The 21,200-nt window shown below is 29.8% G+C and carries 21 protein-coding genes; all 21 read right to left on the reverse strand.

Features of this window, described 5'->3' with window-relative positions; translation table 11 throughout:
• Positions 1-64: 64 nt before the first annotated feature.
• Positions 65-1,279: a WcaI family glycosyltransferase gene (locus WNY78_RS10925; protein ID WP_342873239.1), complete on the reverse strand. Its 1,215-nt coding sequence runs from the start codon at positions 1,277-1,279 to the stop codon at positions 65-67.
• A complete protein-coding gene (locus tag WNY78_RS10930; protein WP_342873240.1) occupies positions 1,269-1,820 on the reverse strand; it encodes a WcaF family extracellular polysaccharide biosynthesis acetyltransferase in 552 nt (183 codons plus the stop codon). The genes WNY78_RS10925 and WNY78_RS10930 overlap by 11 nt, the downstream gene beginning before the upstream one ends.
• Positions 1,820-2,782 (reverse strand): NAD(P)-dependent oxidoreductase, encoded by a 963-nt coding sequence (locus WNY78_RS10935; RefSeq protein WP_342873241.1) that lies wholly within the window; start codon positions 2,780-2,782, stop codon positions 1,820-1,822. Before WNY78_RS10935 ends, WNY78_RS10930 begins: the two co-directional genes overlap by 1 nt.
• 98 nt (positions 2,783-2,880) lie before the next feature.
• Complete coding sequence (locus WNY78_RS10940) at positions 2,881-3,963, reverse strand: glycosyltransferase (RefSeq protein ID WP_342873242.1); 1,083 nt, start codon at positions 3,961-3,963, stop codon at positions 2,881-2,883.
• Positions 3,964-3,992: 29 nt separating this feature from the next.
• Positions 3,993-5,237, reverse strand: coding sequence for an O-antigen ligase family protein (locus WNY78_RS10945; protein WP_342873243.1), 1,245 nt, complete (start codon positions 5,235-5,237; stop codon positions 3,993-3,995).
• The gene (locus WNY78_RS10950) at positions 5,230-6,546 is read right to left on the reverse strand and encodes an O-antigen polysaccharide polymerase Wzy (RefSeq protein ID WP_342873244.1); all 1,317 of its coding nucleotides are present in this window, start codon (positions 6,544-6,546) and stop codon (positions 5,230-5,232) included. The genes WNY78_RS10945 and WNY78_RS10950 overlap by 8 nt, the downstream gene beginning before the upstream one ends.
• Before the next feature lie 107 nt (positions 6,547-6,653).
• Complete coding sequence (locus WNY78_RS10955) at positions 6,654-7,910, reverse strand: oligosaccharide flippase family protein (protein WP_342873245.1); 1,257 nt, start codon at positions 7,908-7,910, stop codon at positions 6,654-6,656.
• Between the two features lie 4 nt (positions 7,911-7,914).
• Positions 7,915-9,099 carry a CDP-glycerol glycerophosphotransferase family protein gene (locus tag WNY78_RS10960; protein WP_342873246.1) on the reverse strand — a complete coding sequence of 395 codons (1,185 nt, stop codon included), beginning with the start codon at positions 9,097-9,099 and terminating at the stop codon, positions 7,915-7,917.
• 16 nt (positions 9,100-9,115) lie between these two features.
• The gene (locus WNY78_RS10965; RefSeq protein WP_342873247.1) at positions 9,116-9,556 is read right to left on the reverse strand and encodes an adenylyltransferase/cytidyltransferase family protein; all 441 of its coding nucleotides are present in this window, start codon (positions 9,554-9,556) and stop codon (positions 9,116-9,118) included.
• A gap of 11 nt (positions 9,557-9,567) precedes the next feature.
• The gene (locus tag WNY78_RS10970; protein ID WP_342873248.1) at positions 9,568-10,692 is read right to left on the reverse strand and encodes a hypothetical protein; all 1,125 of its coding nucleotides are present in this window, start codon (positions 10,690-10,692) and stop codon (positions 9,568-9,570) included.
• Positions 10,693-10,724: 32 nt separating this feature from the next.
• Entirely contained in the window at positions 10,725-12,539 is a 1,815-nt protein-coding gene (gene asnB / locus WNY78_RS10975; protein WP_342873249.1) for an asparagine synthase (glutamine-hydrolyzing), read from the reverse strand.
• A gap of 68 nt (positions 12,540-12,607) precedes the next feature.
• Positions 12,608-13,522 carry a DUF4296 domain-containing protein gene (locus tag WNY78_RS10980; RefSeq protein WP_342873250.1) on the reverse strand — a complete coding sequence of 305 codons (915 nt, stop codon included), beginning with the start codon at positions 13,520-13,522 and terminating at the stop codon, positions 12,608-12,610.
• A gap of 24 nt (positions 13,523-13,546) precedes the next feature.
• Entirely contained in the window at positions 13,547-14,800 is a 1,254-nt protein-coding gene (gene cysN, locus WNY78_RS10985) for a sulfate adenylyltransferase subunit CysN (RefSeq protein WP_342873251.1), read from the reverse strand.
• A 15-nt stretch (positions 14,801-14,815) separates the two neighbouring features.
• Entirely contained in the window at positions 14,816-15,721 is a 906-nt protein-coding gene (cysD, locus tag WNY78_RS10990; RefSeq protein ID WP_342873252.1) for a sulfate adenylyltransferase subunit CysD, read from the reverse strand.
• Complete coding sequence (cysC, locus tag WNY78_RS10995; RefSeq protein WP_342873253.1) at positions 15,718-16,314, reverse strand: adenylyl-sulfate kinase; 597 nt, start codon at positions 16,312-16,314, stop codon at positions 15,718-15,720. The genes cysD and cysC overlap by 4 nt, the downstream gene beginning before the upstream one ends.
• 4 nt (positions 16,315-16,318) lie before the next feature.
• Positions 16,319-16,744 (reverse strand): DUF2061 domain-containing protein, encoded by a 426-nt coding sequence (locus WNY78_RS11000; protein ID WP_342873254.1) that lies wholly within the window; start codon positions 16,742-16,744, stop codon positions 16,319-16,321.
• Positions 16,744-17,550: a 3'(2'),5'-bisphosphate nucleotidase CysQ gene (gene cysQ, locus WNY78_RS11005; protein ID WP_342873255.1), complete on the reverse strand. Its 807-nt coding sequence runs from the start codon at positions 17,548-17,550 to the stop codon at positions 16,744-16,746. The genes WNY78_RS11000 and cysQ overlap by 1 nt, the downstream gene beginning before the upstream one ends.
• Positions 17,528-18,574, reverse strand: a complete 1,047-nt coding sequence (locus WNY78_RS11010; RefSeq protein ID WP_342873256.1) for a GDP-L-fucose synthase — start codon at positions 18,572-18,574, stop codon at positions 17,528-17,530. The genes cysQ and WNY78_RS11010 overlap by 23 nt, the downstream gene beginning before the upstream one ends.
• A gap of 6 nt (positions 18,575-18,580) precedes the next feature.
• Positions 18,581-19,699 carry a GDP-mannose 4,6-dehydratase gene (gene gmd / locus WNY78_RS11015; protein WP_342873257.1) on the reverse strand — a complete coding sequence of 373 codons (1,119 nt, stop codon included), beginning with the start codon at positions 19,697-19,699 and terminating at the stop codon, positions 18,581-18,583.
• A 98-nt stretch (positions 19,700-19,797) separates the two neighbouring features.
• Complete coding sequence (gene rfbD / locus WNY78_RS11020) at positions 19,798-20,658, reverse strand: dTDP-4-dehydrorhamnose reductase (protein ID WP_342873258.1); 861 nt, start codon at positions 20,656-20,658, stop codon at positions 19,798-19,800.
• The gene (gene rfbC / locus WNY78_RS11025; RefSeq protein ID WP_342873259.1) at positions 20,648-21,199 is read right to left on the reverse strand and encodes a dTDP-4-dehydrorhamnose 3,5-epimerase; all 552 of its coding nucleotides are present in this window, start codon (positions 21,197-21,199) and stop codon (positions 20,648-20,650) included. Before rfbC ends, rfbD begins: the two co-directional genes overlap by 11 nt.
• Position 21,200 lies beyond the last annotated feature (1 nt).

Raw genomic sequence — 21,200 nt, forward strand, 5'->3', positions numbered from 1 at the left:
TTTAAAAAACAAAAATAGAAAAATAAAGACGGTAGATTATAATAATTTAATTTAAAAGAGAAGATTACTTTTCTAGCTCGTCGATGAAACGATTTAATATGTTCTCTTTTGAATAGTTTTTGACAACGTAAGTCTCTGCATTCTTACCTAATTGCTCGCAAAGATTTTTATCGCTCTTCAACGTTTCTATACACGCTACAACTTGTTCTAACGAATTGTCACTGTAGTAAAATCCACCTTGAGAGTTCTTGTATACGGTTGCTACTTCTGAGTCTTTATTACCAGTAACAATAGATGGCTTAGAACTTGCCATCATCCCTAATAATTTAGATGGCATTACAGTATCTATGACATCGCTTTTTTGAAATAAAAAATGAACATCTGCGCTTGATAAAAGTAACGGAAGTTCATCATAAGGCACTAAATTATAATGGGTAACAAAATCATAGTTCTTGATGCCTTCTACAATCTTTTCTTTTTCTGCGCCTTCACCTACAATAATGACCTCTACATCATTAAAAGATTTAAGCGTATCTAAAACCTCAAAGAAAAAACTCCAATCTTGCTTTGCTCCTATATTTCCAGAGTATAATATTTTGAATTTTTCTGAAATTAGATATGGGTGTTTTTTGTCTGTTTTAACTCTAAATTTAGAGGTGTCAAGCCAATTGGTTAAATAATATGTGTTTTTGTTTTTGACTTTGGTCTTTAATTTATTAAGCATCCCATTACTAATGGTACTAATGGTATCTGCTTTATTTAACAAGGTTCTTTCTACCCAAAGTATCATTTTAATAAAAAATGATTTATTACTACTTAGTAAACCAGAATCTATAGCTGCATCAAATTCAAAATCTTGAATGTGAATCCATAATTTTGATCGATATCTCAGTTTTAAAAACCAACCTAGTAAGATGGAGGATGTAAAAGGGACAATACAGATAACGTGGCTTGGTTTAGCTATTTTAAATAAATTAGGCACATTTCCGAAGGTAAAACTAAGCAAGTGTATAATTCGTTTAGAAAAAGTGGGATTTGATGGTACGTATTGTTTGTATCTATAAACCGAAACATCATTTATGATTTCTTTATGCCATCTCTTTTTGTTCTCATAATCTGAGCGAATTTTCCATTGCGGATAATAAGGAAAACCCGTTATCACTGATACATTGTAACCTTTAGAAACTAAGTATTCTGCTTTTTGTGTTGTGTATAAACCAATTGCGCTATCTTCTGGAGAATAGTTGACTCCAATAATAGTGATATTATTATTCTTCAATCTTTCTCTTTTTTACTGCTGCAGCCGGATTTCCGTAGCAAATAAATCCTTCAGGCATATCTTTAAACACGTTGCTTCTAGCTCCAATAACACAGCCTTTACCTACTTTTACTCCTGGTGCAATATAGACATCATTAGTAATCCAAGCTTCATCTTCTATAATGACTTCTTGATGATCAATATCAAAACTTTCTTTGGTGTAATCATGAAGTCCTGTATTGAAATATACTCCATGAGCAACAGCCACATGCTTACCAATTGTAATATTACCAAGACTATATAAAATACAGTCTTCACCAATCCAAGTATAATCTCCAATAGCTATTTTCCAAGGGTATGTGAATTTTGCTGATGGACGAATAAGTACGCCTTTTCCAATTTTTGCACCAAATGATCTTAATAAAAACCGCCTCCATCCATAGAAAAACTGTGGTGACCAAGCGAAAAGAGTTTTTTCGACAATCCACCAAAGTTGAACTACAACTTTAGATTTTCCTCGAAAGTCTCCTGGGACGCTAAATGTTTTTAAGTTTTGATACATTAATTATGTGCTTTATACCAATTGTAAGTAATCGTTGTTCCTTCTTCTAAACTATAAGGCAGCTCGCCTACAACTTCTTCAACTTTAGTTGTATCATAAATCATATTGGTCATAATATTATCTAACCTAAATGATGTTATTGGAGGTGATTTGTAGCCTATTTTTTTTAAAACATCACCAGATATAGCTAATGTTTTTAATACAAATAAAGGTACAGATTTTATATCGTGACCATGAAATTTATTTGAAATAATATTAGCCCATTGCTTTACTTCTAATGGTTCAAAATCTGATAAATAAACCGTTTGAGTATTTAAAGTGCGATCAAATAATAATTTATCTAAAATATGAACGCAATTCCCGACGAAACCGAAATTTTTATGAATACGAACTCCTTTGGGATGTACATAAAGTTTTCGCTTAATCGAATCAAAAAAGTTTTTATATGGTATGTCAAACCATGGTCCCCAAAGTGATGTTGGTCTTACAATAATCCAGTTATCTTCTAATTTTTTAGAATCTCTAACAATTTTCTCTCCAACAATTTTACTCTCTCCATAAACTGTTGAAGGCTTATAATCACATTCGTCTTTAGGACTGTAACCAATTTCACAAACTAGTCTACTAGAAGCAAAAATGACTTTTTCTATTGATTTTGTTTGATTAATAGCAGTAATTATATTCTCTACTCCAGCAATATTAGCAGCATAGTCTTCTATTGTTTTACCATCTAAATCTGTTCTTGCTGCCATGTGTAAAACATAATGAGGCTGGAAATCATTAAAAAGCTGTAGTGTCTTTTCTTTATCTAAAATATCAACTTCTTTCCAATAAACTGAATGAGATTCATTTCTTGGTTTGCTATGGTCTAGGTTTAATACCTCGTACCTATCTTTATAGTAATCAATTAGATTAGTTCCTATAAAACCTGAACCACCTGTAACTAAGATTTTTTTCTTCATCAATTTTAAAATAATCCCAAAGATAAAATTATCATTTGTTTATCTCTAAAAAAATAAAAAAACTCATGTTTTATTAGCTGAAAAGACTAATTCATGGATTATTTAAGCATGTTTTGGTAAAGTTTGACCCAATCATCAAATCGATATTGCCAAGAATATGATTTTAAAACAAAATTATGGAGCTTTAATCCGTTTTCATTTCTTTGTTCTAATGTCCAATTAAGTGCTGTTTTTAGTGCAGATTCTATCTCCTCTACATTTGGATTAACAAGTATGCCTCCATTATTGGACCATTCTTTCTTTAAACCTGTTTGAAATGTAGTAATTACAGGTGTTTTATAAATGGCAGCTTCTAGATTAACCATGCCAACAACTTCAGAATGCGAAGGTGCCACAAAAACATAGGCATTTTTAAAATACACTATTTTTTCTTCGCCTGTAATTAAACCTAAAAATTCAACCTTGTTTTCTATACCAAGAGACACAACTAATTGGTCTAATTCTAGTTTATAGTCGCTAAAATTTCCAGCAATTTTTAGTTTGAAGCCTTTGGGATTTAAATTTGAAAATGCTTTAATGAGTAAGTCTATTCCTTTTTTAGAATCTAATCTTCCAACATATAGCACATACTTTTCTTCTCCATTATAACTATCTTCTATAGCAAGTTCCGAATCAATTAAATTTGGTATTTCAACCGTTGGAGTATTTGGGAAAAGCGCCTTTAATTCATTAGCTTCATTATGCGTAATAGCATGTAAATAATTTGCTTTTGAAAATGCAGATTTGACTACCAAATTAAAATACAACTTCTTTTTTAATGTTCCTTGTGACCATAACCAAGGCTCGTACATGCCATGACAAGTAATCAAAAAAGGAATATTGTTTTGTTTTGCAAATTTAGCAGTAGCATATTGAGGATACATCCATACACCATGAATATGTATAAGGCTTATTTCATTTTTTGAATTTAAGCTCTTCAAGGTACTCTTTAGGTTTTTAGAATAGCGCCAAGGTGTGGTTTCTCCTTCTACTTTTATGGCTTGATCTCCATCTTCTATTCTAGTTGTAAGTATTTTAGAATTAATATTATTATTTAGTAATCTAGTATGTAAATCTAAAACGACGGTTCTAATACCACCACTTTGGAAGGAAAAATCTTCTAATACATGTATTACATTCATTACAAAAAGTTTATAACATTATAAAAATGCTAATTCTCAGTTGATTCGTTTAATTTAGATTCAGAATTAAACAGAAATAAATTAATAAAAAACGAAAAGAATATAACACCATCTTCGCGCTCAAGAATATTCTCTGAAAGCATATTTAAACCAAAATACAATAATAAAAAAAACAATAGTTGATTTTTATTTTTATTCGAAAATTTAAATATGTAATAAAAGTAATATAAGAATATCATCAACCCAATAATTCCTGTAGATAACAAGATACTTAAGAATTGGTTATGAGAGTTATAATTTTTAAGTAATAAGCTTGGGTTTTCTATTTCGTAACAATCAACTAAAGCACTATTTGCATCTCCCCAACCATAACCAATAATGGGCTCTTTAGCGGCTTGTATCATTGAACATTTAAAAATATCTAAACGAATAGATGTAGATGTGTTTTGATTTGATTTTAGGCCATCCAAATCTACTAATTCACTAAATCTATTGATATTTTTGAATTTAGGAATAAACGCTAAAATTAAAACAAATAGAATAATAGAAGTTACGACATAAATTGCAGGCTTGGCTTTTAATTTAGTTTTAATAAGATAAATAAAGCCTACCACTGCAAAAGCTAAAATTGGGCCTTTTTTATTTAAAAGTGCTAGAAACACAAAAAACAGAGCCAGAAATAGTATCGAATAAATTTTATTAATCCTTTTAACTTTAGGTATACTGTCTATTAAAAATAAAATCCCAACTCCAATACTCATAGATAAGTAGATAGAGTGTATCTCGTACCCTTTTATTCTCAAGTCGACAAGAGTATGGTAATGCACAATTGTGCTCTTAAATGTATAATAGGGTTCGGTTAAAAAGTAATATGTAAATGTAGATACCAAGAAAAATGCTAGTGTAATTACAAACACCCATTTTAAAAGTTCGATAAACGACTTGCTTAGATGTTCCTTACAATTATATAACAGTGCAAAAATGACTGGATAAACCAAAAGTGACGACCCAGTTTCAAGTTTTTTAAATGCGTAACTTTTATCTTCGGTGTAAAGAATACTTACAACCAGCATGAGAAAAAAACTCGTGCTTACAATAAGCAATTTGTAATCAAACTTTTTATCAGATTTGGTAACAATAAAATAAAATATAGTACTCAACAGCAAACCAATTACCGGAATGCCCTTGAACTTATCTGGCACTAAAATAATGGCACTATTAAAGACTAAAAAGGCTTTTAATAATCCATTTGCTGTTTTAACGTTTTTAGACATTTGTTTTTGTCTTTTTCATTGCAGCCCTAAATACTAAAAAATAAATTTTAGGAATCACTAACAACACAATAAATGTTGCCATCAAAAATGCATAGCCATTGGTAAAATCACCTCTTAAAAAAAAGATCATATGCATAGATGCATAAAATCCTGCAGCGATTTTAAGTGGGTCAAAGCCATTTAACCAAATGACCATTATATATAAAAAATATGCCAAAGCAATGGCAAATAGTATGACACCTAAAAGGCCAAAATTTAAATAGCCTTCAGAGACATAAGGGTTAGATAGATTGGTAAAGCTTCTTGGATTTCCGTAGTTATCTTTTAAATATTCGCCAATAAATTCTCCTGAAGAAATTGGTTTGTTAGTCCATATTTTTCTGGGTACAAAGAAAAACACACCTCCAGATAGTTGTTCACCATACGATAACCTATCTCCTTCAACGTATTCTATTGTTGCTGCAAAATTTATAAACGCATCATAATTTAATGTTGTAAACGTATTTGATATCCCATGGTTTTTTAATTGATATAGTAATAGTTTGGGCTTCGCTCTTAATTGATCTAATGAATATCCAGAATGTGTTATGAGAGATATCGTAGGAAAGATAATTATCATTGAAAAAAACAAGAAAATCAATGCCTTGAAATTTGTATTTAGCAATTTTGGGATTAAAAAAAATATGATAGTCAAATAAATAGGTCCCAGCGCATTTCGTTTTTCTGTTAATGGATTTTTAATAGCTAATAATAAAACTAATAGCAGTATTGATAACACTATTATTGCGTAATAATTAATACTTTTCTTTTTAGCCTTTTTCAGATAATAAACACTTAAAAGAAATATAGGAAACGGAATCATTAAAACAATCTTCTCTTTGAGTAATAAAGCTGATTTTGAAACGTCTTTATTTACTTTGTAATTGTTATCTATATATTCACTAGTTATATGGTCAAAATTAAGTGCAAAAATCAACAAACAAACACCAAACAAAATCAAAAGATGTATAGGCAAATACTTGTCTTTAAAATATGGTTTTAAAACGACTTTTCTTGATAAAAAATAACGATAAGAAACAAAAAACACAATGTTAAAAATCAGTATAAAGATGCTGGTTTTTATCATTAAATGATCTTTATATATGAGCTTGGTTGGCATTTTTAAGTCATTATTTGCAAAAACTTCGTGGATTTGAAGCATTGGTGCGATAATAAAAAACAAAAAATTAAATACAATATAGGCTGCCAATATGGGAGAATACCTCTTGTCTTTAAAGACATAAAAAACAGTCATTATAAATATCGCCATGAAGTTAAGCGAAAATAACACCTTAAGTATTATAGGGACTTTTGTGAAAATGAGTAAGGGTATGAAAATAGTAAAATAGAGCAATAAAAAAATAACTTTCCCTTTCATTATATAGAATTTTTTTGAAACAGAACTTTCCGTTTTATTGAATAAAAAGCTCTAATACTTACAAGAACAAAATCTGAAAACACTCTTAAATAAATAAGGTTCCAAAATGTAATTTCGTCAATTAAATATAAAAATAATACTATGACTATATAAACAATAGACGAAAATAATAATGAGAAGTTATATTCTTTAAAAAAACCAAATGCTACTAACCCACAACTTCCAAGAATAAATGTAACCGAAATTATAGGCGAAAGTAGACTTAAAAACTCTAATGTACTCGTATATTTTAGGAGCTCTTCTCCTCCAAAAAGAAGCACAAGTTGTGAAGAAAATAAATGAATTAAAACCATTAATATCAACCCAGCACCTAAACTAAAAAACACTAATTTAGTTAACAGTTTTTTATCCATAGTTCTAGATATGGTTGGAAAAACAGCTTGTTGTAACATTTCAAAAGGAATCACAGTTAACATAACAATTTTTGAGGCAATGTCAAATCCTGTAACATCATCCATTGTCGCATAAACACCAATAAGAAAGATTGTACCAAAATTAAAGACAAGTAATAAGAATCGCCCAAAAAAGAACATTAATGCAGCATTAAAGTACTTCAGCAGTACTTTAAACTTTACAAAATAAAATTCAATGTCATAATATTTTTTAATAGCATAAACCCCTAAAACACCCATTATGATATTAGAAATCACAATAAAACCTACATATAAAAAAATGTCTTCAGGATTATTTACAAAAAGAAACGTTGCTACAACAATAAATAATCTTGAGATAAAAACAATTATCGTTGCTATTTTTAATTTCTCAATACCTTGAAAAAACCATATTGGAAACATCACTTCCCCTATTCCCATTACAAGCATTAAATACAATAAACCTAAGTTTTGCGCTATAGGATCAAAAATGGCAGTAATTAAAAGAATTAAAAAAGACGTTAAAAAAAGTACTGTTTTTATGATATAAATTGAAGAAACAACTTCATTAATTACCGACTTATCATTTCTATTATCTACAATGTATTTGGCTGCGTATACATTAAAACCAAAATTTATAAACATTAAAAAGAACTGGATGATAGAATCAGACCAAGTTAAAAGACCGTATAAATCTGTACCTAATACGCGAACTAAATAAGCCACCAAAATAAATCTAAACCCGATATTAAAAACCTTCAATACACTCAGGTATGAAAAGTTTTCCAACATTATTCGGTAATCTTTATTTTGTAAAAAATTCATTTAGCTAATTAGTAGAATTTGTAATAGCATTAATCTTTTCAAACAAAATTTGAGAAAAATTATTGTCATATTTATGGAATATATTTTTTATTTCCTTTCTTTTTTCTGAATAAAGATCTTGATTATCAACTATAGTGTTTTGCAAGAATCCTTCTAACATTTGCAAAGTAGTTATTATTTCTCCAGGCATATACTTTATTGGGTCTGAAAATAAAAACCCTCTAGAGTTTTTAAATGCTTCATAGTCTGAAAACACAAATCCAATAGGTCTGTCAAGAAGTAAAAAATCAATGTAAATAGATGAAAAATCTGTTAATAGTATATCTACAGACTTAAATGTAGAATACATATTTATCCCTTTGTCTTCAAATGAAGAATTATCAATAAATCGAATATTAGAATAGTTTTTAAAATCGCCTATTTTTCTATAATCCATTGGATGTAGCTTTACATAGCACATGGCATTTTCAGCTTCTAACAAAGAATTAATACTATCCAAACTAGGTTCATTAAAAAAATCATTTTCACCTTCTATTTCTCCATCTATTCTATGGTCTACAACTACAGATTTTCTAAATGTTGGCATCCAAAGTAGTGTCTTTTTATACTCTTTTTCATCATTAAATAGTTGATGAATAGAGAATTTATCCTCCAATAGAAAGTCATTTCTGGTTTGACCATTAATCAATATTTTTTCTTCGGAAACATTAAATGCTTTAGCCAATATCTCCTGATAAAATGAAGATGTTGCTGTATGGTAATTAGAAAATGGAACGTTTTTATTGTTTGGATCATCTAAAAATCCAATAGTCTTTATAGGCATTCCATGCCATAAATTAAATTTATTTTGATTAGGGATAATTCCTAAAAAATTATATAAACCATGAGTGTGAAATACAATAGTTGCCGTGAAGTAATGGTAAAAACCTATGATAGATTTTTTGTTCACAATACTTAATTGGTTGCTATTGGTATAATTAGACGCCAATTTTAGATACTTTTCTTTAGACGCGTAGTTATCTACTAACCAAACATTTTTATAGGTCTTAAAATGCTCAGATACAAATATGAATGTCGCAAAACTATTATCGGAAAAATCAGGAAAACTGTGGTATACTATCTTTTGTTCTTTATTTGAAAAAATCTGACATAAAAACTTTACGCTTTTAACAAGTGCTTTTTTTAACATGTTTTAATTCAAAAAATTAAGATTCTCTGAGCTTAGTAAGCGTTTCGTTGATAAGTGTAGATGAAGTTCCTTCAGTATATGGGAAATAAATAATCTTTACACCAACAGCTTCAAACTTTTCGTCAAGTTCTTTCCATTTATCACTCTTAAACCAATCATCGCCAACAAACATAACATCAAATTTTAAACGTTCCCACATTTTAAATTTGTCCATATCATTTTGAGGTACAACAGCATCAACTTGTTTGATATTCCTTACGATTTCCATTCGTTCGGTATGATTGATAACTGATTTTTTGTTTTTATAAGCAACTAGTTCATCTGAAGTAACACCTACTATAAGCTTGTCACACAAACCTTTAGCGTTTTTAATTAGGTTTAAATGTCCAATATGGAATAAATCATAAACTCCTGATGTATAACCTATTGTCGTCTTTTCGTCTCCTCTTTTATACATATAATTTATTATTAATCAAGGTTGAGCTTTATTAATTGTTTTGAAAAGATATTTTTTATTCCTCTGTAATGATTTAGAATAATAAATTTTTCTATTATAGAATCACTTTTCAAAGTTTTTGCAATATAAACTAAATCATTTACGAAGAAAATTTTTGGCAACTCTTTAATTCCCATATATCGCTTATGTATATACAAATTGGTAACGCCAAATTCACTCCATAAAATCTCATTGTTTAAATAATATCCTGCATAATATATATTATCAATTTCTTGCTTTATTAATAGGTCTAAAAATTCTGAATCGTTAGTTAGAACCTTATCCTTAGTATATAATTTGTTATCTGAAACTGTTAAATAATTGATATTAGCTTTCTTTAGATTAGCTTCAAAGTTATTTAAGGTATCATTGACTTTATCATTTTTAAAAATCAAGACTAAATTTTTTCCAGCTGGTAATTTTTTTACTGTCTTTGATCTTAAATGTTTATTTATTTTATCAGAATTATAATTATTAAAATTGACCTTATCTGTTACAATGACTCCAATGTCGTTCTTTTTAAATAACCTAAGTGCTGCTGCTCTCATGCCAATACTATAGGAAGATAAGCCCTTATCAAAAGCATAATAATTAAGATTCTTATTACTATTTCTATTCTTGAAAGCAAATAACCCGTTAGGTTTATCAATTACGCAATACAAAGCATCAAACCCTAAATAGAAAATATGTTTAATGTCATTCTTTTCAATGTAAGAATCCATAATGTCATCGTTGTAAAAGGTAATCCCATTTTCAACTTGTAACAAATCTTTATGCTGCTTTTCTTGTGATGGTGCGTAAATGATATTAAATCCAATAGAGCTGAGGTCTTTTATTACTGGGTTTAAAAATTCATTAACCATTGGTTTTAAAAAATCCATATCCCAAACATCAATCAATACTATTGCGCAGTTTTTTGGATTTAGTTTTTTTTGTTTTATTTCGTCAATATAAGCTTCTTGATTGCCATCATACTTTGAGACAACATACTCTAAGTTTACTTTATTTTTATCAAAAGTACTGTTGCCATACTCAACTTTTTGAGAAAACCCATTAGCACAAATTAAAATTGTAAGACCTATTAAAAATTTTGACATTTATTTACCTTTTTGAGATAATTTCAATTGAACTACCATCTCCAATTTTTATTAAAATAGTTCTTTTTAAATAATTCTATATTAATAAACATCCATAGAATTTGACCAGCTCTAGTCTCAGTTTTACTTTTTTCTATCAATTCTTTTACGACTCCATCTTTTAACCAATTAGCTTTAGGTAAGAGTTCTTCAGCTAATGATTCTAAGTTTTCAAACCACTCAGTCAAAGGTACAGGAAACCCTACTTTTTTTCGTTCAATAATTTCTTTTGGTAGATAGTTATAGGATACTTGTCTTAATAAGTATTTTGGTGTATCTAATACTTCGCTATAATTATCAGAGCTTGTTTGTGATGCTTTTTTCTTTGAGTCTTCATCTTTCCATCGTAATTTTAAATCATACGGAATATGGCGATAAGAGTACTCAATTAAATTATGATCTAGAAATGGCACTCGTGCTTCAACAGATGTTTGCATTGTAGTCATATCAACACGTTGCAATAATCCTTTTACATGATATTTGTGAAAAAATTTAAATACATTTTCCTCGTTTGGTTTGTTTTCAAATTCATTCTTAATCTCATTATCAAACTCTTCTCTATAGTTTTTTGGAGTATTAATTAATTCATCTCGCATAGACCTTGGTACATAATCATATTTGGAAATGAAATAATCATAAAAAGACTCTGTTGTATTTTCATTTTCGTAATCAAAAGGAGCTCTAAAAATACGTCCATATCCTCCCATTAATTCATCTGCACCTTCACCAGATAACACAACTGTTATTTTTTCTTTTAATTTGCTAGACATCACTGCCAATGGTATTTCATTTGGAACTCCCAAAGGCGCATCTTTAAAGTTGATAAGTCGCTCCCAATTAGACATATAGTCCTTTTTAGTCATAACTATTTTATGATGATTGGTATGATATTGATCTGCTATAATTTTTGAGTATTCAAACTCATTAAGCTCTTCAAAGCCTATAGTATACGTGTTAACTTTGTCTTTTGAATTTAAAGCAGTTATTGCTGTGATAAGACTTGAGTCGACTCCACCACTTAAATATGTTCCTAAGGGTACATCTGCTATAAGTCTATATTTTATTGCTTTATTTAACTCGTCATCTAAACCTTTTAAAATGGTTTCTTCATCATAAGATGTAGAGGTGTTAAACTCTTCAGGAAGATCCCAATATTTGACTTCTTTTTTATTTAAGTTCTCATCAATTGTGAGATAGGTTCCTGGTTGAACTTGAAAAATATCTTTAAAAAAAGTATAAGGCGATCTTATATATCTATTTGCTAAATACTCATCAACTGCCTCTTCATTAAAATTAGCATCAACTAAACCACTGGATAAGATTGCTTTTATTTCCGAAGAAAAAACAATGTTACCATCAAGATTGTGAAAATATAGTGGCTTAATCCCTAATCTATCTCTTACCAAATAAAGTACTTTTGATATTGAATTATAAAGTGCTATTGCAAACATCCCATTGGCTTCTTTTAAAAACCAATCCATACCTTTTTCTTCTACTGCAGCAATTATAACTTCGGTATCTGATGCTGTTTTAAACTCATAATTAAGATGTTTTTTTATCTCGTCAAAATTATAAATCTCTCCATTAAAGACTAAATGCCAATCATTATTGTTAGAATGCATTGGTTGATTAGAAATTTCTCTAGTGTCAATTATACTTAATCTCCTATGTCCAATAACGAGATTCCCATCCTTGTAATATCCTTCAGAATCTGGTCCTCTATGTTGAATAGAATCATTCATTTTCTGAATTCTTTTTTCTAAATTAGGGATTGTATTTGTAGAATAAATTCCTGTAATTCCGCACATAATCTATATTTCTAGGAGTTTTGTTTTAAGTTAAAAATGTATAAATTAATTTAATTTTACACTAAAAATTAATTTCTACTAATAGTAGGCACTGTGACGTTGACTTGAGATAATATAGCCGATTTACCTTCCCAGGACCCAATAGGTTTATCGGCATCTGTAGGTCCGTAAATAATTTGAATTTCGTCTATATTAGCCTTTGCTGATATTGTACATTTGTACCATTCCTCGTCTATTAATTCAATTGAAGCGTCTTCATTTTCAAAATACCCTTTAGACTTAACGCCTATTAGTTTACTATTTTCTAAATCAAAAATTGCATCAACTCTATTGGGATAAATGCCAGAAATTCTTAACCCTAAAGCACTTTTATCATTTGTTTTTTGAACATAAATAGTTACTAAAACCGTTTCACCACTTGTGATTTTTTGATTTTTAATAATTAAATAAGCAGGTGTATTATTAGATATTCTAGACACCTTAAAAACACTTTCGTCTATAAAAGCAATATCGGTCTCTTCAATTTTTAATCCAACTTCATCAAAAGTAACATCTCTATTAATTGTATTTAAAACATCAATGTTAGAGTTTTTAATTAACTTATTTACTTTTGGTACTTTCTTATTTGTTTCTTTTTTATTTCCTTTAATATCATCTTCATAAAGCTCTTTATCAGCGTTTAATCGCTCTTCTACTTTTGTATATATATTATCATAAGTTTCTATTGAATTCGCATAATAATCTAGGCTATTAACAAATTGTAAACTATCAATATTGAATTTTGAATACACAAAGTTTTCGGGTTCAATACCCTTATCTTCAAGAGCTTTTTTATTTACACCTTTAGCAGCTGTTAATATTGAGGCCTCGTAAATGATATCAACCATTTTTTCTTCGGAAATAAGATTATCTGGTTTCTTAACTTTATTAGAACACGACAAAAAAACAATTAATATAAAAATAAATACAACCTGGTTTTTCATATAAAACGTGCTTCTAATATTAAATTAAACAATCATTCCAGCTGCAACAGTTTCATTCGTAGCATCATCAACAAGTATAATGCTTCCTGTTGTTCTATTTTCTCTATAAGAATCTACCATAAGAGGTTTTGTCGTTCTTATTTTAACCTTAGAAATATCATTCATTTTCAAATCTTTATCTTCTGTATTACGTCCTAAAGATTCAATATTTATTTTATAAACAACTTCCTTAATCATTGCTTTTTGTTCATTGCTTGTATGGCGAATACTATACTTAGCTCTTGGTTTAGCAGGATCATTGTGTAACCAACATAACATAACCTCAATGTCTTGGCTCGTTTCTGGTTTATTGTTTGAACGTACAATCATATCACCTCTACTGATATCAATATCATCTTCTAAAGTAATGGATACAGACATAGGAGCATGAGCTTCTGGTAACTCTTTGTCTAATGTATCTATTGTTTTTATTTTTGAAGTAAATCCAGAAGGCATCACAGTTACCTCATCACCAACTCTAAAAATTCCACTAGCAACTCGACCTGCATAACCTCTATAATCTCTATGACTTTCATTTTGAGGTCTTAATACCGTTTGAACAGGGAACCTAGCATCTACTTTATTAATATCGCTACTAATATGCATCGTTTCTAGTGTATGTAATAGTGGAGCACCTTGATACCAATCCATGTTTTTAGATCGATTTACAACATTATCTCCATCTAACGCACTTATTGGAATAAATCGTATATCTTGAACCAACAACTTAGAAGAAAACTCTTCAAATTGATTAATAACTTTGTTGTAAGCGTCTTCAGAATAATCTACTAAATCCATTTTATTGACACAAACTATAACATGCGGTATTTGTAATAACGAAGCAATAAATGAATGTCTTTTAGTTTGTTCAATAACACCATGCCTAGCATCTACTAAAATTATAGCTGCATTTGCTGTGGATGCTCCAGTAACCATGTTTCTAGTATACTGAATATGTCCAGGAGTATCAGCAATTATAAACTTACGTTTTGGTGTTGTAAAATACCTATAAGCCACATCAATAGTAATACCTTGTTCACGTTCATCCTTAAGACCATCAGTAAACAAAGCTAAGTCTACACCATCATGTCCTTTTTTCTTGCTCGTATTAGTAATAGCTTCTAATTGATCCTCAAATATGGATTTAGAATCGTAAAGTAAGCGACCAATAAGTGTGCTTTTTCCATCATCTACACTTCCTGCTGTAGTAAAACGTAATAATTGATTATTGTCTAACATTGATTTAATTTCTTTTTAAAAATATCCTTGACGTTTTCTATCTTCCATTGCAGATTCAGAACGCTTGTCATCAGTTCTGTTTCCACGTTCTGTATTTCTCATACCAGCAACCTCTATTGCAATTTTTTCTAAAGTATCTGCTTCAGACTCGTCACCTCCAGTAATTGTAATATCACCTAAAGTTCTAAATCTAATTTTTTTAGTTACTATTTCTTCATGATCCTCAAGGACTAAAAATTCTGAATTAGGAATCCAGCTGTCTTGTCTCCAAACCACTTCTCTTTCATGCGCAAAATATAAAGAAGGGATAGCTATATTTTCTCTTTTTATGTAATTCCAAACATCCATTTCTGTCCAATTACTAATTGGAAAAGCTCTAAAATGTTCGCCTTCAAAATGTTTTCCATTGAAGATATTCCAGAGTTCTGGTCTTTGGTTTTTAGGATCCCATTGTCCAAAATCATCTCGATGTGAAAAGAAACGTTCTTTAGCTCTAGCTTTTTCTTCATCTCGTCGTCCTCCTCCTATTGCGCAATCTATTTTGTTAGACTCTATAGCATCAAGTAATGTTGTTATTTGAAGTACATTTCTAGTTGCGTTTTTTCCTTTTTCTTCGGAAACTCGCCCATCATCAATAGCTTCTTGAACAGAACCTACTATAAGTTGAACGCCTAAATCTTTAATAATATCATCTCTAAACTGAATCGTTTCTGGGAAATTATGACCAGTATCTACATGCATTAATGGAAAAGGAATTTTAGCTGGATAAAATGCTTTTTTAGCTAAATGAGTAACTAAAATTGAGTCCTTTCCACCTGAAAATAAAATAACAGGATTATCAAATTGAGCCCACACTTCACGTAATATGAAAATAGCCTCACTTTCTAATTCGTCTAAATAATTTAAATAATATTTACTCATTTGAGTTGTAATTTTGGTGTGATAAAATCTATTATTCTTTTTACTGATAATTCTATAGATTCGTCTTCCGTTTTAATTTCTAAATCTGGTGATTCTGGTGCTTCATAAGGAGCAGAAATCCCTGTCATATTTTTGATTTCTCCTGCTCTAGCCTTTTTATACAAACCTTTAACATCTCTCCTCTCACATTCTTCTAAGCTCGTATTGATGTAAACCTCTACAAAGTTAACATCTTTAACGATAGTTCTAATATTCTCTCTGTCTTTTTTATATGGAGAAACAAAAGCTGCACAGACCACTAGACCTGCATCAATCATTAAATTTGCTGTCTCTGCAATGCGTCTAATATTTTCTGTTCTGTCTTCTGGCGAAAAAGAAAGATCATTGTTGATACCTTTTCTAATATTATCACCATCAAGCGAATAAGTTTTCACATTTAAATCATGTAAAGCTTTTTCAACCAAATTTGCAATTGTAGATTTACCAGAACCTGAAAGTCCTGTAAACCAAATTAAAAACGAATTATGATTATTTGAATTTGTTCTATCCTTTTTAGAAACTTGATAACTGTGTGGAATAATATTCTCTTTCATTCTCTTAATTTTCTCTACTTGTTAAACCATAATTTACTTTATACCAAGCACGCTCATGCAAATAATATAAAAGCATCTTAGTCACAACCTCAGCAAATCCAATTTTTAAACCAGTTAATGGATTACCAGAAATAATCCAAGCCAAGAGCATCGTATCCATGGTTCCAATTAATCGCCAAGTAAGGGTTTTTGCAATGTGTCTTTTTCTACTTTCTAGAACTATACCATCTTTAGATAAGTTAATTTTAAACCAAGCTCTTTCATGAAAATAATAAAGAAGCATTTTAGTAACAACTTCTGCTAAACCAATTTTGAAACCTGTAGTTGCATCTCCAGAGATAATCCAAGCTAATATAATGGTATCAATTGTACCTATTAATCTCCATGTAATGGTTTTAGCAATATGTCGCTTATGCGATTGATCTTTCATTATTTAGAAACTATAAACCATGGGTTCAATAAGTTTTCCTTATTATAAAGTAAAGGCTTATTCGTTTCTTTAGAAATAACCTCAACTCCAACAGCATTACAAATTGCTTGTCCTGCTGCAGTATCCCATTCCATTGTAGGTGCAAATCTTGGGTATATATCTGCGTTACCTTCTGCAACTAAACAAAATTTAAGAGAACTACCTTTTGAGACTATTTGAACATCTTTTCCAGATGATTTTAAGTCCTCAACAAAATCTAGAGTTTCTTGACTCATATGAGAACGACTACCAACAACGTCAACTTGATTTGTTTTGAGTTTAGGTACTAAAGATGAACATTGCTTTTTAATATCCTCAAGAGTTGTTTGATGAGATTCTAGTACTACTTTATAAGCCTCTTTTTTTGATACATCAGCAAAATATAAGACTTTAGAATCTGGTACATAAATCACACCTAATTGTGGCATTCCATCTTTAACTAACGCAATGTTTACGGTAAATTCTCCATTTCGCTTTATAAATTCTTTTGTGCCATCAACAGGATCTACTATCCAACACTCATCCCAGTCTTTTCTAGTAGAAAAGTCTATCTGTCTATTTTCTTCACTAATAATTGGAATTGGTGTGGGATTTAAAAAAGTATTGATGATATCATTAGCTTTTTTATCTGCTTCAGTTAATGGAGACTTATCATCTTTAATTTCTATATCAAAAGCAGTGTCATACACTTGCATGATGACTTCTCCTGCTTTTAAAGAAGCTTCAATTGCAATTTTTAAATTGTTATTTATTTCTATACCAATCATACATCTTTTTTATGCCTTCTCCTAACTCCATCTTATGCTTCCAGCCCAATGCATTAAGCTTTGTTACATCCGTTAGCTTTCTAAGCGTGCCATCTGGCTTATCAGTATTATAAACTAATTCGCCTTTAAAACCAACGATAGTTTTTATTATATCTGCTAATTCTTTAATTGAAATATCTTCTCCTGTACCAATATTTATATGCGTGTTTCTTACTTCTTTTTTATCTTCGGAAAACGTATCCTTAAAATCTCTGTTTTCCATAATATACACACAAGCGTCTGCCATATCTTTTGACCACAAAAATTCTCTTTTAGGTTTTCCTGAGCCCCAAATCTCTACACTATTTTCAGAGACTCCAAATGAAGATAAATACGTTTTAGCGTCTTCTATGTTTGAAAGATTAAGGTCTTCTAGAACTGCCTCATTATTATTTTCATTAAGCAATTTAGCTAAATGGATTTTTCTTATAAGTGCTGGTAAAACATGCGATTTTTCTAAATCAAAATTATCATTTGGCCCATAAAGGTTTGTTGGCATAACAGAAATAAAGTTCGTACCATACTGTAAATTATAACTTTCACACATTTTTATACCTGCAATCTTGGCTATCGCATAAGGCTCATTAGTGTATTCTAAAGTATCTGTAAGAAGATAATCTTCTTTCATTGGTTGTGGAGCGTTCTTAGGATAAATACAAGTGCTTCCTAAAAACAATAGCTTCTTTACACCATGCTTATAACTTTGATGAATCACATTATTTTGAATCATCAAATTGGCATAGATAAAATCTGCTCTATATACATTGTTGGCAATAATGCCTCCTACTTTTGCAGCTGCGAGAAAAACGTAGTCAGGAGTTTCCGAAGAAAAAAATTCTGACACCTCATTTTGATTTGTTAAATCAAGTTCTTTGTGCGTTCTAGTTATAATATTATGATACCCTTTTTGTTTAAGGTTTTCTAATAATGCACTTCCAACTAAACCTCGATGACCTGCAATATAAATTTTAGATTCTTTATTCATAAAATACTATTCAAAGTAATTTTTGATTCTGTATCCTCCGTCTTTTAGGTACTGTTGTTTCTGCATTAATTTCACATCACTAGACATCATATCTTCTACTAAAGCTGGCAAATCATACTCTGGGATCCAACCCAATTTTTCTTTTGCTTTTGAAGCATCTCCAATAAGAAGTTCTACCTCTGTTGGTCTAAAGTATTTTTCATCTACTGCGATAACTTCTTTACCAATTTCAACTTGATATTCAGCATTGCTACAAGACTTCACATACCCTTTCTCATTTGAGCCTTCACCTTTAAATTCAAGTTCTATTCCAACGTGATTAAAACACATTTTTATAAAATCTCTTACAGTTGTTGTTTTACCTGTAGCGATTACCCAATCTTCAGCTTCATCAGCTTGAAGAATCATCCACATCATTCTAATATAATCTTTAGCATGTCCCCAATCTCTTTGAGCATCTAAATTACCTAAGTAGATTTTATCTTGTAAGCCTAAAGCTATTTTTGAAGTTGCTCTTGTAATTTTTCTTGTAACAAATGTTTCTCCTCTAATTGGAGATTCGTGGTTAAATAAGATCCCATTACAAGCATACATTCCATATGCTTCACGGTAATTAACAGTAATCCAATAAGCATACATTTTTGCAACTGCATATGGACTTCTTGGGTAAAATGGTGTAGTTTCAGTTTGTGGAACCTCTTGTACTTTACCATAAAGTTCTGAAGTTGATGCTTGATAAATTCTAGTCGTTTTTTCTAACCCTAAAATTCTTATAGCTTCTAAAAGACGAAGTGTACCAATACCATCAGCATTAGCTGTATATTCTGGCATTTCAAAAGATACATGAACATGACTCATAGCTGCAAGGTTATAAATCTCGTCTGGTTTTACCTCTTTAATGATTCTAATAAGATTTGTACTATCAGTTAAATCTCCATAGTGTAAAATAAAATTTTGATTTTCTTCATGAGGATCCTGGTATAAATGATCAATTCTACCTGTATTAAAAAGTGATGATCTTCTCTTTACACCATGTACAATATACCCTTTCTTTAAAAGAAACTCACTTAAATAAGCTCCATCTTGTCCTGTGACTCCTGTAATTAATGCTACTTTTTTCTGCATTTTTTCTGTTTAAATCATTAAAATAAACCTTTTTAGATAGGTTTAATCATTTGCAAATGTATGATTTTTGTTCTTATTTATCATACAATTATACCTGCTTACTCTTTTGATAAATGTTCAAGAACCTCATCAACACTTTCTTCCCACTTTTTAAGTGGTTTTTTAAAAAGTTCTTCTACCTTATTATTATTCAAAACACTGTATAATGGTCTTTGTGCTTTTGTTGGGTAATTTTTTATTGGTTTTACATTTGAACTTTTATTTAAAAACTTTGATATGTGCAACGCTAATCCATACCATGTAGTAACTCCTGTGGCAGAAAAATGGTAGGTTCCATAATTTTTAATATCATTGGTTATTAAAAAATAAATGAAATTAGATAAATCACTACAGCTTGAGGGAGTGCCTTTTTGTGATGTGATTATAGATAACTCTTCATTCATTTTCAATTTGTTAAAAATCGTTTTTACAAAGTTTTTATTGAATTTTGAGTATAGCCATGAAGTTCTTATAATAAAATAATTGTCTAGATGTTTTTTAATATATTCTTCCCCTAATAGTTTAGACTCACCATAAGTGTTTATAGGGTTTGTTATGTCGCTTTCTATATAAGGCGTATGTTTTGTACCATCAAAAACATAGTCTGTTGACACATGAATTAGAGTCGTATTATGTGTTTTGCAATTAATAGCTAAATTTTCAACTGCTTTAGCATTAACATCAAATGCCTTTTTAATTTCAGTTTCAGCTAAATCAACGTTAGTATAAGCTGCGCAATTAATACAGTAATTGAATTTATTTTCTTGAAAGAAATGCTCTACATCCTTATTATTCGTAATATCTAATTCAGATTTTTCTAAAAAAACAAAAACGATAGAATTCGTAAAATCAGTAGAAATTTCTTTAATTGTTTTGCCTAATTGCCCATTAGATCCAGTTACTAAGATCCTAGTTTTCATTTAAGTATTCTGAAAGTGTTGGTAATTTATTGTCTTTTTCTGAAAGAATGATTTCATCTTCAGGCAATCTCCAATCAATATTTAAATCTTTATCATTAAATATAATTCCTCGTTCTGAATCTTTATGATAAAAATTATCACATTTATAGTTAATAATAGTATTATCCTTAAGCACTACAAAGCCATGTGCAAATCCTTTAGGTACAAACAGCTGCTTTCTATTTTCTTCATTTAATTCTACTGAAAAAGTTTGACAAAATGTTGGAGACTCTTTTCTTAAATCTACACAAAAATCTATCACAGCTCCTTTTACAACTCTTACTAACTTTGACTGTTCATGATCACCAATTTGAAAATGTAAGCCTCTTAAAACTCCTTTAGAGGATTTAGACTCGTTGTCCTGTACAAAATTAATAGTAAGACCTGTCTTTTCTTGAAACTTGTCTGCGTTAAAGCTTTCAAAAAAATAACCTCTATGATCTTCAAACACCTGAGGTTCTATTACGTAACAGTCTTTTAAGTGTGTTTCTTCTACTTTCATA

Source organism: Psychroserpens sp. AS72 (genome assembly GCF_038900375.1).
Taxonomy (GTDB): Bacteria; Bacteroidota; Bacteroidia; order Flavobacteriales; family Flavobacteriaceae; genus Psychroserpens.